Genomic DNA, 14,588 nt, shown 5'->3' on the forward strand with positions numbered 1-14,588 from the left:
CGGCCCGGCCGCTCAGATCTCCGGCCGGCGGACCAGCTCCGCCGGTCGGCGCTCTACCAGCACCCGGCCCCGGCGCACCGAATAGAGCACCTCGCCCTGGCGGCGGATCACCTCGAAATCATCCTCCCCCTCCAGGATCACAAAGCTGGCCGGCTTGCCGACCGCGATGCCGTAATCATCGAGACCCAGCACCCGGGCGCCGTTGTCGGTGATCAGATCCAGTGCCCGGGAGATGTCCTCGTAGCCCATCATCTGGCAGATGTGCAGGCCCGCGTCCAGCACCCGCAGCAGCTTGCCGTTACCGAGGGAATACCAGGGATCCCGGATGGAGTCTTCCGCCAGCGCCACCTTGATGCCCGCCGCCAGCAGCTCCTTCACCCGGGTCACGCCCCGGCGCTTGGGATAACTGTCGAAGCGCCCCTGCAGGTGGATGCTCTCGGTGGGACAGGACACGAAGTGGATGCCGGACATCTTCAGCAACCGGAACAGCTTGGAGCAGTAGGCGTTGTCGTAGGAATGCATGGCGGTGGTGTGGCTGGCGGTGACCCGCTCGCCCATGCCGGCCTCCAGGGCGGCGGTGGCCAGCACCTCCAGGAAGCGGGAGGCAGGATCGTCGGTTTCGTCGCAGTGCACGTCCACCCGCTTGTTATGCCGTTTGGCCAGCGCCATCACCCAGTGCATGGACTCCACCCCGTATTCCCGGGTGAACTCGAAATGGGGAATGCCGCCCACCACGTCGGCCCCCTCCGCCAGCGCCTGCTCCATCAGCCCCTTGCCGTTGGGGTAGGACAGTATCCCCTCCTGGGGAAAGGCCACTATCTGCAGATCGAGCACCGGCTTCAGCCGCTCCCTGAGGCGGACCAGGCTCTTCAGCGCCACCAGCCCCGGATCGGTCACGTCCACATGGGTACGCACATGCTGGACCCCGTTGGCCGCCAGCAGCTCCACCGTGCTCAACACCCGTCGCTCCACGTCCGCCGGTGTCAGCAGCGGCTTGCGCTCGGCCCAGCGCTCTATGCCCTCGAACAGGGTGCCGCTCATGTTCCAGCTCGGCTCGCCGGCGGTGAGCGCCGCGTCCAGGTGGATATGGGGCTCGACCAGGGGCGCGCACAGCAGGTTGCCCCCCGCATCCAGCGCCCCCGGCTCCGCCCCCAGGGTGGCGGCCTGGGGGCGGATGGCGGTGAAATGCTCCTCGGCCACGTCCAGGGTAAAGAGCCCTTCCTGTTGTCTCAGCCTGGCATTGATGATCCTCATCCCGTTCCCCCGCACCGATAGGTATTCAATAAGGTCCTTTTGCAGCTTAGCCCGTCCGGCCGGGGAGAAACAAGGCCGGCACTAATCCCGGCCACCGTCGAGCAGCGGGACGTCCAGCCAGCGGGCCAGGCCGGCGGCGCCGTCCCGCATCAGCGCATGGTGGCTCCAGGCGAACAGTGGCCGGGCCAGGGGCGCGGCCAGGTTCATCCAGCGGCGGGTGGTACGCACCCGCCATTCGTAGCGGACCCGGGTAATGCCCGCCTGTTCCGTCAGTTGCCAGCAGCCCCAGCCCTCCAGATCGCCGCGGGCCTCGCCCACGATCACCCGCGGGGGATAAAGCCGAGTCACCCGCATATCGAACGCCAGCCCGTAGCCCAGCCGGCTCTGCCAGTGGTAACGGTACACCCGGCCGATGCCCCGCTCGTCGCCGGGGGCCAGCTCCCGTACCCGCACCAGCCCCTTCCACCACAGGGGCCAGCATTGGGACTGGCTGATGGCCTGGTACACCACCTCCAGGGGCGCGGCTATCCGCCACAGGGTCACGAAGTGATAGCACGCCATGCGGGCCTCAGGGGAAGAAGACATCGTCGGCAAAGGGCGGATCCAGCTCGATGCGCTCCAGCCACACGGTTTCGAGCAAATTGCCCCGGGCGTCATGGCTTATCACCCGCACCGGAAACAGCAGGGCCTTGTCCAGCCATATCTCGTAGCGGGCCACCTGCCCCGGCCCGGCCGGGCCCCGCGCCAGCAGCTGCAGCACAAGGCGCTCGCCCAGACGGCTTTCGCCCAGCAGCCGTAGCTCCCCCAGTTGGGCGAGCCGCCGGGCGCTGTGCAGCAGCACGCCCACGTCGGATTTGTCCAGCCGGTGGCCGCGGGGGCTTTTCACCAGCAGGTTGTCGGGGCTCAGGCTCAGGGAAGGCCCCTTCAGGCCGAAGGGCCAGAGCCGCACCCGCTCGCTGTAGGGACTGTAGATCAGCACGGCGCCGGCGTGGGGCGAAATCACGTCCAGCCGCACCAGGCCGGGTTTGCGGTAGGCATAGCGCAGCTGCTGGTTGCCTCCGGGCCCCTCGCTGCGCAGCTCCAGCCGGTAGCCCTGGAGTTGCTCGAAGCGGGCCAGGGCCTGTTCCAGGGGATCCGCGCTATCCAGTGCCAACGCCATCAGCAACAGCATGCCGCTCAACATGGGTCACTCCACCACCTCCAGTATCCCGGCCATGCCCCGCTCCTGGTGGCTGGGGAAGAAGGCCAGCTTTTCCCGGCAGTAGAAGGGGGTCTGGCCGGTGGCCGTGGGGGTAAACCGAATGGGTTTTTCACGGCGGCCCAGCATCTCGTCCACGTCCAGCCCCATGCGCGGCGACCAGATCACCAGGCTGTGGGGCGTGAGCCCCGGCTCCTTGCGGACCACCAGCTCCACCGGCAGCCCGACCCTGACGACGATATGGTCGGGGCGGAAGAAATAGTTGCCGCCGACCACCTCCACCCGCTGCACCCCGTCGGCATCGAGCCGGGCCTGCACCGGCTCGGCCCGGCCCGCCCCCGGCGCCAGCGCCGCCAGCAGGAGCAGCACGCCTTGCCATCGCCCATTCATCACGCCTCCCGGGGATGTGATCCTATGTTCAGCATAGCAAGGGGAAGTGACAAGAGCCGTGCAGGCAGGTATTCAGAGTGCCGTCGGGACGCGTGGGGCGCGGGCAGCCCGCCCACATAAGGGTGGCACCGAGGTGGGCAAAGGCAGGCGTTCTGGATGGGTCGGTGCCGGCGTGTCGCGCCGGCACCGCAGTAGGGTTATCAGGCAAACACGAAGTACTTGCGCACGGTTTCCACCACTTCCCAGGTGCCGCGGAAGCCGGGCTCGACCACGAAGATGTCGCCGGCCTTGAGGTGGATGGGCTCGCCGCCTTCCGGGGTGAGGATGCAGTAGCCTTCACGGAAGTCGCAGTATTCCCACTTGGTGTAGTTCACCGCCCACTTGCCCGGGGTGCACAGCCAGGTGCCCATGATCTTGCTGCCGTCTTCCGAGGTGTAGGCGTTGAGGTTGACGGTATGGGGGTCGCCGGAGAGCTTTTCCCATTTGGTGGCATCCAGCAGTACGGTGGGCTGGGTATCGCGCAATACCGTGATCTTGTCGGACATGATGTCTCCTTGTCGCTGTTTGAGGTTATTGGCCGGCGCCGCCGGCCCTGTGCGTTGTCAGTTGCCCAGCACCACCGTCTTGCCCTGGTACATGAACACCCGCTTTTCGATGTGGTACTGGATGGCCTTGGCCAGGGTGACGCATTCCACATCCCGCCCCTTGGCCACCAGGTCTTCCGGGTAGTGGCTGTGATCCACCGGCTGGATGCCCTGGGTGATGATGGGGCCTTCGTCCAGCTCGTTGTTGATGTAGTGGGCGGTGGCCCCCACCAGCTTGACGCCCTTGGCGTAGGCCTGGTGGTAGGGCTGGGCACCCTTGAAGCCGGGCAGCAGCGAATGGTGGATATTGATGGCCCAGCCGGCGAGCTTGTCGCACAGCTCGGGGCTCAACACTTGCATGTAGCGCGCCAGCACCACCAGCTCCGCCTCGCTTTCATTGATGATCTCCCACATCCTGGCTTCCTGCTCGGCCTTGGTGTCGGCGGTCACCGGCAGGTAATAGTAGGGAATGTGGTGCCAGTCGGCCAGCCGCTGCAGATCCGGGTGGTTGGAGATGATGGCCGGGATCTCGATGGCCAGCTGGCCGGTGCGGTAGCGGTACAGCAGGTCGTTGAGGCAGTGGTCGAATTTCGACACCAGTATCACCACGTTGGGCTTGCGCTTGCGCTCGGTCAGTTGCCACTGCAGGTCGAAGCTGGCCGCCCGGGGGGCGAAGCCGTCGCGAAAGGCCGTCTCGTCGAACTGGCCGTCCGCCGGCCGGCGGAATTCGGCGCGGATGAAAAACTGGCCGGCGCGGGCGTCGTCGAAGGTTTGCATGTCCGCCACATAGCAGCCCTGCTCGCACAGGTAGCGGGTGACCACGTCCACGGTGCCCAGCCGGCTGGCACAGGTGGCGGTGAGGATCAGGGTATCGGGGGTGTTCATTGGCAACCTCCTTGTGGAACATGGCGTCTGTCGGTCGACTGAAGCCGACCCGTAGGGCCCATTTCAATGGGCCTTTATTGGTCGAATAAATTCGACCCTACGGGCCGACCGCCGGCATCCGTAGGGCCCGTTTCAACGGGCCTTTATTGGTCGAATAAATTCGACCCTACAGGCCGACCGCCGGCATCCGTAGGGCCCGTTTCAACGGGCCCTTACTGGTCGAATAAATTCGACCCTAGGTACGAGCAGGCCGTGGCCTTAGCGGCTGATCACCAGGCCGTATTCGCGGCTGGCGTCCTGCAGCCAGAGCCAGAGGTAATCGGCGAAGCTGCGCCGGACCACCAGCTCGAAGCTCTCCGCCCCGGTGCGGCGCAGCAGTACCGTGCTCTTGGCGAACACCGTGCCCACGCACTTGCCGGTGGGGAAGTTGGAGGGGTGCACGTCGTAGGGACAGGACTTGCGCACCACCAGCTCCGCCTTGGGACCGGACAGCTCCAGCACCGTCTGGCCGCCGCTCACGTCGGTGATGGCGTAGTGGCCGGACAGCTGCTCGCGCAGCTGGGCCTCGAGCTGGCCTTCCCGGCCACCTTCCACGATGATCAGCCACTCGTCCGGCGCCAGCCACTGCACCAGCACCCGGTCGGTTTCCACCGAACTGCAGGGCTGGGTGGGCAACGCCACCCCCAGCACCTTTTCCACGGTTTTGGCGAACAGCTCGTTGTCGGCGTTGCCGCGCAGTACCAGGTGGCCCAGCAATGCCTTTTCGCGCAGCACCACCTCTCCCTGCTGCCGCTCGGCCGCCAGGGCCGGCAGGTTGGCGTGATAGAGCGGGGATTCCACCCGCACCCGGGTCTCGGCCCGGGCCAGTTTGGCGGTAACGTTAGACATGCTGGCGCTCTCCTTTGGGATCATAGAAAACGGGACTGGTGATCTCGGCTTCCAGCACCCGGCCGTCGGCCAGGGGGAAGAACACGGTTTCACCCATGCGGTTCAAACCGCCTTTCACCACACCCATGGCGATGCTGTAGCCCAGGTTGGCGCTGTAGTAGCTGGAGGTCACATGGCCGACCATGGGCACCGGCACCGGGTGCTTGGGATCCAGCACGATTTGCGCCCCCTCCGGGATCACGGTCTTGGGCTCCTTGCACTTCAGCCCCACCAGCTGCTTGCGGTCGGTGCGCGCGGTGTCGCTGCGCGACCAGGAGCGCTTGCCGATGAAGGGGAAGGGCTTGGTCTTGCCCACACACCAGTCCATGCCCAGATCGAAGGGGGTCACGGAGCCGTCCGTATCCTGGCCGACGATGATGAAGCCCTTCTCGGCCCGCAGCACGTGCATGGTCTCGGTGCCGTAGGGGGTGATGTTGAACTCGGCCCCCGCCTCCATCAGCGCCTCCCACACGTGCAGCCCGTAGTTGGCCTGCACGTTCACCTCGAAGCTCAGCTCGCCGGTGAAGGAGATGCGGAAGATGCGTCCGCTCACCCCGGCGATGGTGGCATTCTGCCAGGTCATGAAGGGGAAGGCCTCGCCGGACAGATCCACGCCTTCCACCACCTTTTCCAACACCTTGCGGCTGTTGGGGCCGGACACCGTCATGGTGGCCCAGTGGTCGGTGACGGAGGTGAAGTACACTTCCAGTTCCGGCCACTCGGTCTGGTGCCACAGCTCCAGCCACTGCAACACCCCGGCGGCCCCACCGGTGGTGGTGGTCATGATGAAGTGCTGGTCGTTGATGCAGGAGGTGACGCCGTCGTCGAACACCATGCCGTCTTCCTTGCACATCAGGCCGTAGCGGCAGCTGCCGGGGTTGAGCTTGGCCCAGGCGTTGGTGTAGATGCGCGACAGGAACTCCCGGGCATCCGGGCCCTGGATATCGATCTTGCCCAGGGTGGAGGCATCGAGGATGCCCACGCTGGTGCGGGTGGCCACGCATTCCCGGTTCACCGCCTGGTGCAGATCCTCGCCCGGCTGGGGGAAGTACCAGGGGCGCTTCCACTGGCCCACGTCCTCGAACTCGGCGCCGTGCTTCACATGCCAGGCGTGCATGGCGCTGAAGCGGGCCGGGTCGAACAGCGGGCCGGCGTCGCGCCCGGCCAGGGCGCCCATGGTCACCGGGGTGTAGTTGGGGCGGAACACGGTGGTGCCGGTTTCGGGGATCGACTTGCCCATGGCGTTGGCGGCGATGGCCATGCCGTTGATGTTGCCGAGCTTACCCTGATCGGTGCCGAAGCCCATGGCGGTATAGCGCTTGATGTGCTCGATGGACTCGAAGCCCTCGCGCACGGCCAGCTCGATACCGGCGGCGGTCACGTCGTTCTGGTAATCCACGAACTGCTTGGGCGCGCGGCTCACCGGCTTGTCGTGGGGCACCAGGAACAGCGCCTGGGGCAGATCTTCCCGCGGATCCACGGTGTTGATCTCCGCATCCACCACCTGGGCGGCGATCTCGCCGTAACCGGTGGCCTCGGCGGCGGCGCGGCCGGCCTCCAGCCCTTCGGCCAGCACCCGGGACAGGCCATAGGTGCCCTGCACCCCGCCGGCCAGCAGTTGCTTCTGCACGGTGTCGCCGGGCACAAAGCCGATGATGTCGTCATTCCATACCGGGCGGGCGCCGGTGTGGGCGGTCAGGTGCACCACCGGGCTCCAGCCGCCGGAGCTGGCGATGGTGTCGCAGGTCAGGGCCTCGGCCTTGCCGGTCACCTTGCTGCCGTCGCTGGACAGCGGAGCCACCTTGGCGCCGTTCACCCGCTTCTTGCCGGTGGCCTCGATCAGGCCGTGGCCGGTGTAGATCTTGACGCCGCGTGCCTTGAGCATCTGGTAGCGGGCACCGTCGGGCTTGTGGCGGCTGTCCACCACCGCCACCAGCTCGCGGCCGGCGTCCAGCCAGTCGAGCGCGGCCTGGTAGCCGTAGTCGTTGCAGGTCATCAGCACCAGCCGTTGACCCGGCGCCACGCCGTAGCGGTTGACGTAGGTGGAGATGGCACCGGCCACGAAGCAGCCGGGCAAGTCGTTGTTGCCGAACACCAGGGGACGCTCGTGGGCGCCGGCGGCCAGCACCACCCGCTTGGCGCGGATGCGGTGCAGGCGCTGGCGGGTCTTGCCGCTCAGCCGCTCGCCCAGGTGATCGGTGCGCCGCTCCACCACGGACACGAAGTTCTGATCGTAGTAACCGGTGGCGGTGCTGCGCGGCAGCAGGGTCACGTCGGGAAGCTGGCTCAGCTCCTTCACCGCCGCCGCCACCCAGTGGCCCGGCGCCTGGCCGTTGATGGGCTGGGTGCTGTGCAGCAGGTGACCGCCGAACTCGTTCTGCTCGTCCACCAGGATCACCCGGGCGCCACGGCGGCCGGCGGCCAGGGCCGCGGCCAGGCCGGCGGCACCGCCGCCCACCACCAGCACGTCGCAATGGTGATTGAGCTTGTCGTAGCTGTCCGGATCCCGCTCCTGCGGCACCCGGCCGAGGCCGGCGGCCTTGCGGATCAGGTGCTCGTACTTGGGCCACATGGACTGGGGATACATGAAGGTCTTGTAGTAGAAACCGGGAGGCATCATGCTGCCGCCGAGCTTGCCCATCACGCCCATCAGATCCTTGTCCACGCTCGGCCAGCCGTTGGTGCTGGCGGCGGTGAGGCCGTCGTATAGCTCGGCCTGGGTGCCGCGGATGTTGGGGATCATGGTGGCCTCGGAACCGCCCACCTGCAGGATGCAGTTCGGCTCTTCCGCCCCGGCGGCCATGATGCCGCGCGGCCGGGCGTACTTGAAGGAGCGGCCGACCACGTCCACCCCGTTGGCCAGCAGCGCCGAGGCGATGGTATCACCCGCGTAACCCTGGTAGCGCTTGCCGTTGAAGATAAAGCTGAGCGGCTTGCTGCGGTCCACCCGCCCCTTGCCCTGAATGCGATGTTGCTGGCTCATGACTGGCCTCCTTGCTCGCCGACCTTGTAGGTTTCTTCGATTTCATACGTCACTGTGTGCCGGGCCGCGTTGAAGAACTTGCGGCAGCCGGCGGCGTGGTACCACATCTCCCGATGCAGGCCGCGCGGGTTCTTGCGCATAAACAGGTACTGGGCCCACTCCTCGTCGCTGAGGGCGTCCGGATCCGCCGGACGGGCGATGTGCGCTTCGCCGGCGTAGCGGAACTCTTCTTCTTCGCGGTATTCGCCGCAGTGCGGACAATAAAGATGTAACATCGGCTCTCTCCTCAGTGGGCTACGCCGGCAGCGCCGTGCTCGTCGATCAGGTGGCCGCTGGTAAAGCGGTCGATACTAAAGGGTTTGGCCAGGGGGTGCGGCTCGTCATGGGCGATGGTATGGGCGAACACATTGCCCGAGCCCGGGGTGGCCTTGAAGCCGCCGGTGCCCCAGCCGCAGTTGAAATACAGCCCCTTGATAGGCGTATTGGAGATGATCGGGCAGGCGTCGGGACAGGTGTCGACGATGCCGCCCCAGGTACGGTTGAGGCGCACCCGGCTGAAGATGGGGAACATCTCCACAATGGCCGCCATGGTGTGCTCCACCACCGGGAAGGAGCCGCGCTGGCCGTAGCCCAGGTAGCTGTCGATGCCGGCGCCGATCACCAGGTCGCCCTTGTCGGACTGGGACACATAGCCGTGCACGTGGTTGGACATCACCACGGTGTCGAGGATCGGCTTGACCGGTTCGGACACCATGGCCTGCAGCGGGTGGGACTCGAGCGGCAGCTTCATGCCCACCATGTTGGCCATGACGCCGGAGTTGCCGGCGGTGACGCAGGCCACCTTGCGCGCCTTGATCAGGCCACGATTGGTTTCCACCCCCACCACGGCGCCGTTCTCCCGGCGGATGCCGGTGACTTCGGTCTGCTGGATCAGGTGCACGCCCATGGCGTCGGCGGCGCGGGCAAAGCCCCAGGCCACGGCGTCGTGGCGGGCGGTGCCGCCGCGCGGCTGCCAGGAGGCGCCCAGCACCGGATAGCGGGCGTTCTTGGAGCAGTCCAGGATCGGCACCAGCTCCTGCACCTGCTTGGTGTTGAGCACTTCGCCGTCGATGCCGTTCAGCCGGTTGGCGTTGACCCGGCGCTCGATGTCGCGCATGTCCTGCAGGGTGTGGCCCAGGTTGAGCACGCCGCGCTGGCTGAACATCAGGTTGTAGTTGAGCTCCTGGGCCAGGCCTTCCCACAGCTTCATGGAGTGCTCATAAAGCCAGGCGGCCTCGTCCCACAGGTAGTTGGAACGCACTATGGTGGTGTTGCGGGCGGTGTTGCCGCCGCCGAGGTAACCCTTCTCGATCACCGCCACGTTGGTGATGCCGTGCTCCTTGGCCAGGTAGTAGGCGGTGGCCAGGCCGTGGCCACCGCCGCCGACGATCACCACTTCATAGCCTTCGTGTTTGGGGGTGGGGTTGCGCCACACCTTCTGCCAGTTCTCGTGATGGCTCAGGGCATGCTTGAGGAGCCCGAACCCGGAATATTTTTGCATAGTGTCACCTGTTATCTTTAAGTCAGTGTCCGGACTGCCTGGACATTCAGAGTACAGATTGGGCTGTCCTCTAAGCCGACCGTTGGCGCCAGGGATGGCGCCGCCGAGCCCCCAGGGATGGGTTTACGGCGAGTCGGCGTGAGGATGGCCCAAGCTGCGGACTCTGGCAGCAGGCCATCAGCAATCGTTTAGCGATATACCGGGAAGTAGCTGCACAGGCTGGCCACCTGGTCCTTCACCGCGATAATCACTTCCGGGTCGTCCATGTTGTCGAGAATGTCGCAGATCCAGCCCGCCAGCTGGCGGCAGTGCTCCACCTTGAAGCCGCGGCTGGTCACCGCCGGGGTGCCGATGCGCAGGCCCGAGGTCACGAAGGGCGGCTGGGGATCGTTCGGCACCGCGTTCTTGTTGACGGTGATGTGCGCCTCGCCCAGCACCCGATCCGCGTCCTTGCCGGTGATGCCCTTGGCGGACAAGTCGAGCAGGAACAGGTGATTATCGGTACCGTTCGACACCACATTGAAGCCGCGGCTCTTGAACACCTCCACCATGGCGCGGGCGTTGTCCACCACCGCCTGCTGGTAGTCACGGAATTCCGGGGTGAGCGCCTCGGCAAAGGCCACCGCCTTGGCGGCGATGGCGTGCATCAGCGGGCCGCCCTGGCCACCGGGGAAGACGGCGGCGTTGAGTTTTTTCTCGATCTCCGGATTGGCCTTGGCCAGGATCAGGCCACCACGGGGACCGCGCAGGGTCTTGTGGGTGGTGGTGGTGACCACGTCCGCGTAGGGCAGCGGGTTGGGATAGCAGCCCGCGGCCACCAGGCCGGCCACGTGGGCCATGTCCACGAACAGGTAGGCGCCCACCTTGTCGGCGATGGCGCGGAAACGGGCCCAGTCCATCACCCGGGAATAGGCGGAGAAGCCGGCCACGATCATCTTGGGCTCGTGCTCCAGGGCCAGGGCCTCGACCTGGTCGTAGTCCACCTCGCCGGTGGCCTCGTTCAGGCCGTATTGCACCGCGTTGTAGATCTTGCCGGAAAAGCTGACCTTGGCGCCGTGGGTGAGGTGGCCGCCGTGGGCCAGGCTCATGCCGAGCACGGTGTCGCCGGGGGCGCACAGGGCCATGTAGACGGCGGCGTTGGCCTGGGAGCCGGAGTGGGGCTGGACGTTGGCGTAGTCGGCGCCGAACAGCTCCTTGGCACGATCGATGGCCAGCTGCTCCACCTTGTCCACCGCCTCGCAACCGCCGTAGTAGCGCTTGCCGGGGTAGCCTTCCGCATACTTGTTGGTGAGCACGGACCCTTGCGCTTCCATCACCGCCGGGCTGGTGTAGTTCTCCGAGGCAATCAGCTCGATATGCTGCTCCTGGCGGGCGGCCTCCTCTTCCATGGCGGCCCACAGTGCCGGGTCCATATCCTGAATGCGGGTGTGTTTGCTGAACATCTTGTGACCTCCTTGCTCGGCTCGGGCCTCCCCCAGCCTGACATTGTCCATCCCTTCGGCGCCGCGTCTCGGCGGGCTGCCGGGTTCTGCTTTGACTTGCATACTACTGAGGGCCCGAGGGGCAGGGATGACTGGCTGCGGCCTAAAGCTGCGTATTTGCGACAAGGATGGCGCAGGCGGGCAAGCCACCGTGCCGCCGAAGGCCGCAGCCACCGGTGCCGGGGGATAAGGCCCCAACGCCGGCAAGAGGTCGGAAACAGATAATGGCATGGAGCGCAGGCGGCCCGCCTGCCTTCGCGCGTAGCGCGAACCCCCGGATTGGCCTACCACATCACAGGTTTGAAAAGGCTTCTTGCAGAACAGGCTTCGCGGGTTGGGTTGTATCCTCCCCTGCCTCGGTGCTCTTTTCATGCGGGCGGGCCGCCCGCGCCCCAAGAATAGTGACGGCCCAAGCGTTAAACTATCCGGTGCTCTGAGCGGCCATCCCCCCAAAAGGATGCAAAGCCAGGTCCGGCGGGGTACTATCCCAACCAGGTTGTCACCGTCACGCAACTTGCCCTTGCGGACCCGTTAACAGATGCCATGCCCCCAGTGAGTGAAAAACGCCTTTTCAGCCACCGCCTGCGCGACACCAACAGCGCCTTCCTCCCGGCCCGCCAGCAAGAGGAGCGGCCGACCCGGGTGGGCTTTGTGCTGCTGCCCCATTTCTCGATGATGGCCTTCACCGCCGCGGTGGACGCCCTGGTCACCGCCAACCTGGTGCAGGCCACGCCCCTGTTCGCCTTTGCCACCTACGGCCTGGAGAGCACCACGGTGCGCAGCGATCTGGCCATCGACATCTCCGCCAACGCCACCCTGGAGCAGTTGCCGCTGGAAGGGGAAGCCGCGCTGGACGTGGTGATAGTGTGCGGCGGCTTTCGCTGCGACCTGAACGAGCGGGCGCCGCTCAGCCACAAGCTGAAACTGGCCGCCAAGCGCCAGAAGGTGCTGGGCGGCCTGTGGAACGGCGCCGTGGCCCTGGCCCACGCCGGCCTGCTCGATCGTCTGGCCTGCGCCATCCACCCGGACAACCACACCTTCGCCCGGGAACGCTTCCCCCATGTGCAGGTGTCACACCAGGTAATGGTGGTGACCGAGCGGGTGCTGACCAGCGCCGGCCCCAGCAGCGCCCTGGAGATGATGCTGGTGCTGATCGAGCGGCTGCACGGCAAGGACACGGTGCGCGCCATCCGCGAGATCCTGAGCAGCGACCGCATCGCCGACAGCAACGAAACCCGGCTCACCCTGGCGGAAAACGACCCCAGCCTGCCCGAGCCCCTGCGCAACCTGCTGCACCTGATGAACAGCAACATCGAAGAGCCGCTCGGCATCGAGGAGCTGGCCGCCTACGTGGGCCTGTCGCGCCGGCGCATCGAGCGGCTGTTCCAGGGCCACCTGGAAACCACCCCTTCCCGCTACTACCTGGAGCTGCGCATCACCCACGCCCGCCGCCTGCTGCTGCAAAGCGACGCCAGCATCGCCAACATCGCCGTGGCCTGCGGCTTCGTCAGTTCCACCCACTTCAGCCACTGCTTCAAGGACTTCTTCGGCGTCTCCCCCAGCCAGGCCCGGCAGCTGCGCAAGGGCTGAACCCCCTTACAACCCTTGTTGCCGCAACAGCCCACCAAAAAAGCCGGCCAATCGGCCGGCAAGGTAGTGCCTGGAGACGGTCTTCGCTCAGACCAGGCCGTGCAGTTCCTTCCAGTTGCCCGGATGAACCACATAGCCGAACAGGGCATGGCCGCCGTAGACCAGCTCGGTGCCTTCCGGGATCCACAGCAGTTGGCCGGGGCGGACTTCATGCTTGCGGCCGTTGGCGGTGAGTTCGAAACAGCCCTCGATCACGAAGATCACTTCGTCATAGAGCACCGTCCAGGCCACCTCGGCGCCTTCCCATCGGGCGAAACCGACCCCGATATGGGGCGACACCTCGGCGCTCAGGGCGCGGGCCACATAGGCCATGCCCGGCGGCCCGCCGCGCACGCTGAAATCCAGTTGCCGGCTGTCGATCAGTTGCACCTCTTTCACAGTTCGCTCCTGCTCTGCCACTTGGCGAGCCGGATGCGGCTCTTCACGCCCAGGCCGAGGAAAGGCTCGGGCGGGTTCAGGCTGGGCATGCCGGTCACCTGCCGGATGTCCCGCAGCGCCTGGGAGTCGGCGCCCACCGCCAGATCCGCCAGCAGGGTGCCGGAAATGGTGCCCCAGGCCGCGCCCACGCCGTTGTCGCAGGCGCTGGCGAACACCCCCTCCTCGAGCTGGCCGAAGAAGTTGGTGAAGTTGCGGGAGATGGCATAAACCCCGCCCCAGGTATGGGTGAAGGGCACCTCGGCCAGGGCCGGATAACGGGCCAGGAACGCCTTGCGATGGTCGGCCCGGATGCGCTGGCGCATGCCCTCGCTGACGCTGGCGCCGTATTTGGAGACGTGCTTGTAGCTGTTGCGGATCAGGATGCGGCGGTCGGCGGTCATGCGCAGGGTGGTGCCGGCGTGATCCGCCGGGGTCAGCCCCCAGTTCAGCTCGCCGCCGTAGCGGGCCAGCTCCTCGTCGGTCAGCGGCCGGGTCCAGCTGGCGAAGGTCATCACCGGCAGCAGCCGGTTCTTCAGGTAACCGAACTCGCGGGTAAAGATGCTGGTGCCCAGCAGCAGCCTGGGCGTGGTGATGCTGCCCTCGTCCCCCTGCAACCGCCACTGGCCCCGCTCCCGTTGCAGGCCGCGGATGGGCGACTGCTCCAGCAGTTCCACGTTGCCCGGAAGGTGGTCGGCCATGCCGCGCACCAGGGCCGCCGGCTGCATCAGGTAGCAGCCGGGGGTGAAGATGGCCCGACTGTAGTAAGGGGTGCCGAGCACCTTGCTCAGTTCGCCCTTTTCCACCCAGTGGTAGGGCTCGCCCAGATCCTGCATCAGGTGTTCGAAGTGCTCGAGGAAGGCCTCGCCACGCTCGCCCACCGCGCCCTGGTACTTGCCCACGGCGGACCACTGGCAGTCGATGCCGTGGCGCTCCACCAGCCCCTGCAACTGGGCGATGGCGGCCCGGTTCAGGCCCAGCAGTTTCTGCTTGTGGACCGGATCCGGGTGCTCCAGCGCAAACTTGTGGGGCAGGTCTATGACAAAACCGGAGTTGCGCCCGGAGGCGCCCTCCGCCACCCGCTGGGCATCCACCAGCAGGATGCGGGCATCGGGTTTCAGCTCGGCCAGCCGCCGGGCGGCGGCCAGGCCGGCAAAGCCCGCGCCCAGCACCGCATAGTCGGCCTGTTGCTGGCCCCTGAGCCGGGTGGCCGGGGCCGCCGGCGGCAGCGCCTGGTACCAGCCGCAGCTGTTGTCGTCATTGGGTAAGGCAATCATCATCT

General features: G+C 66.5%; 14 protein-coding genes. 1 reads left to right on the top strand and 13 read right to left on the bottom strand.

The window, feature by feature from the left end; translation table 11 throughout:
- Positions 1 to 12: 12 nt before the first annotated feature.
- The 11 genes from codA to glyA form a co-directional block, all read right to left on the bottom strand.
- Positions 13 to 1,254, bottom strand: coding sequence for a cytosine deaminase (codA, locus tag AN401_RS10910; protein ID WP_096779363.1), 1,242 nt, complete (start codon positions 1,252 to 1,254; stop codon positions 13 to 15).
- Between the two features lie 81 nt (positions 1,255 to 1,335).
- Positions 1,336 to 1,815 carry an SRPBCC family protein gene (locus tag AN401_RS10915; protein ID WP_096779364.1) on the bottom strand — a complete coding sequence of 160 codons (480 nt, stop codon included), beginning with the start codon at positions 1,813 to 1,815 and terminating at the stop codon, positions 1,336 to 1,338.
- Positions 1,816 to 1,822: 7 nt separating this feature from the next.
- A complete protein-coding gene (locus AN401_RS10920) occupies positions 1,823 to 2,437 on the bottom strand; it encodes a LolA family protein (protein WP_096779365.1) in 615 nt (204 codons plus the stop codon).
- Positions 2,438 to 2,440: 3 nt separating this feature from the next.
- A complete protein-coding gene (locus tag AN401_RS10925) occupies positions 2,441 to 2,842 on the bottom strand; it encodes a quinol oxidase (protein WP_096779366.1) in 402 nt (133 codons plus the stop codon).
- Between the two features lie 200 nt (positions 2,843 to 3,042).
- On the bottom strand, positions 3,043 to 3,387 hold the full coding sequence (locus tag AN401_RS10930) for a cupin domain-containing protein (protein WP_094041384.1): 345 nt from the start codon (positions 3,385 to 3,387) through the stop codon (positions 3,043 to 3,045).
- Between the two features lie 57 nt (positions 3,388 to 3,444).
- Positions 3,445 to 4,311, bottom strand: a complete 867-nt coding sequence (gene purU / locus AN401_RS10935; RefSeq protein ID WP_096779367.1) for a formyltetrahydrofolate deformylase — start codon at positions 4,309 to 4,311, stop codon at positions 3,445 to 3,447.
- Between the two features lie 258 nt (positions 4,312 to 4,569).
- On the bottom strand, positions 4,570 to 5,199 hold the full coding sequence (locus AN401_RS10940; RefSeq protein ID WP_096779368.1) for a sarcosine oxidase subunit gamma: 630 nt from the start codon (positions 5,197 to 5,199) through the stop codon (positions 4,570 to 4,572).
- Positions 5,192 to 8,221, bottom strand: coding sequence for a sarcosine oxidase subunit alpha family protein (locus tag AN401_RS10945; RefSeq protein WP_096779369.1), 3,030 nt, complete (start codon positions 8,219 to 8,221; stop codon positions 5,192 to 5,194). Before AN401_RS10945 ends, AN401_RS10940 begins: the two co-directional genes overlap by 8 nt.
- Positions 8,218 to 8,496 (bottom strand): sarcosine oxidase subunit delta, encoded by a 279-nt coding sequence (locus AN401_RS10950; RefSeq protein WP_094040523.1) that lies wholly within the window; start codon positions 8,494 to 8,496, stop codon positions 8,218 to 8,220. The genes AN401_RS10945 and AN401_RS10950 overlap by 4 nt, the downstream gene beginning before the upstream one ends.
- Before the next feature lie 11 nt (positions 8,497 to 8,507).
- Positions 8,508 to 9,761, bottom strand: coding sequence for a sarcosine oxidase subunit beta family protein (locus AN401_RS10955; protein WP_096779370.1), 1,254 nt, complete (start codon positions 9,759 to 9,761; stop codon positions 8,508 to 8,510).
- A gap of 188 nt (positions 9,762 to 9,949) precedes the next feature.
- A complete protein-coding gene (gene glyA / locus AN401_RS10960; RefSeq protein WP_096779371.1) occupies positions 9,950 to 11,203 on the bottom strand; it encodes a serine hydroxymethyltransferase in 1,254 nt (417 codons plus the stop codon).
- 582 nt (positions 11,204 to 11,785) lie between these two features.
- Here glyA and AN401_RS10965 point away from each other — a divergent pair.
- The gene (locus AN401_RS10965; protein WP_096779372.1) at positions 11,786 to 12,832 is read left to right on the top strand and encodes a GlxA family transcriptional regulator; all 1,047 of its coding nucleotides are present in this window, start codon (positions 11,786 to 11,788) and stop codon (positions 12,830 to 12,832) included.
- Between the two features lie 87 nt (positions 12,833 to 12,919).
- On the opposite strand, the gene AN401_RS10970 is transcribed toward AN401_RS10965, so the two are convergent.
- Together AN401_RS10970 and AN401_RS10975 are read right to left on the bottom strand one after the other, a co-directional pair.
- Positions 12,920 to 13,270, bottom strand: coding sequence for a cupin domain-containing protein (locus AN401_RS10970; protein ID WP_094040527.1), 351 nt, complete (start codon positions 13,268 to 13,270; stop codon positions 12,920 to 12,922).
- Complete coding sequence (locus AN401_RS10975) at positions 13,267 to 14,586, bottom strand: NAD(P)/FAD-dependent oxidoreductase (protein WP_232513287.1); 1,320 nt, start codon at positions 14,584 to 14,586, stop codon at positions 13,267 to 13,269. The genes AN401_RS10970 and AN401_RS10975 overlap by 4 nt, the downstream gene beginning before the upstream one ends.
- Between the last annotated feature and the right edge of the window lie 2 nt (positions 14,587 to 14,588).

Source organism: Zobellella denitrificans (assembly GCF_002407485.1).
In the GTDB taxonomy this organism is placed as follows: Bacteria; Pseudomonadota; Gammaproteobacteria; order Enterobacterales; family Aeromonadaceae; genus Oceanimonas; species Oceanimonas denitrificans.

Coding starts and splice junctions, on each gene's coding strand:
- AN401_RS10945 (WP_096779369.1), bottom strand. CDS start 8,221: ATGAGCCAGCAACATCGCATTCAGGGCAAGGGGCGGGTGGACCGCAGC.
- AN401_RS10930 (WP_094041384.1), bottom strand. CDS start 3,387: ATGTCCGACAAGATCACGGTATTGCGCGATACCCAGCCCACCGTACTG.
- AN401_RS10965 (WP_096779372.1), top strand. CDS start 11,786: ATGCCCCCAGTGAGTGAAAAACGCCTTTTCAGCCACCGCCTGCGCGAC.
- AN401_RS10940 (WP_096779368.1), bottom strand. CDS start 5,199: ATGTCTAACGTTACCGCCAAACTGGCCCGGGCCGAGACCCGGGTGCGG.
- codA (WP_096779363.1), bottom strand. CDS start 1,254: ATGAGGATCATCAATGCCAGGCTGAGACAACAGGAAGGGCTCTTTACC.
- AN401_RS10920 (WP_096779365.1), bottom strand. CDS start 2,437: ATGTTGAGCGGCATGCTGTTGCTGATGGCGTTGGCACTGGATAGCGCG.
- purU (WP_096779367.1), bottom strand. CDS start 4,311: ATGAACACCCCCGATACCCTGATCCTCACCGCCACCTGTGCCAGCCGG.
- AN401_RS10975 (WP_232513287.1), bottom strand. CDS start 14,586: ATGATGATTGCCTTACCCAATGACGACAACAGCTGCGGCTGGTACCAG.
- AN401_RS10925 (WP_096779366.1), bottom strand. CDS start 2,842: ATGAATGGGCGATGGCAAGGCGTGCTGCTCCTGCTGGCGGCGCTGGCG.
- AN401_RS10950 (WP_094040523.1), bottom strand. CDS start 8,496: ATGTTACATCTTTATTGTCCGCACTGCGGCGAATACCGCGAAGAAGAA.
- AN401_RS10955 (WP_096779370.1), bottom strand. CDS start 9,761: ATGCAAAAATATTCCGGGTTCGGGCTCCTCAAGCATGCCCTGAGCCAT.
- glyA (WP_096779371.1), bottom strand. CDS start 11,203: ATGTTCAGCAAACACACCCGCATTCAGGATATGGACCCGGCACTGTGG.
- AN401_RS10915 (WP_096779364.1), bottom strand. CDS start 1,815: ATGGCGTGCTATCACTTCGTGACCCTGTGGCGGATAGCCGCGCCCCTG.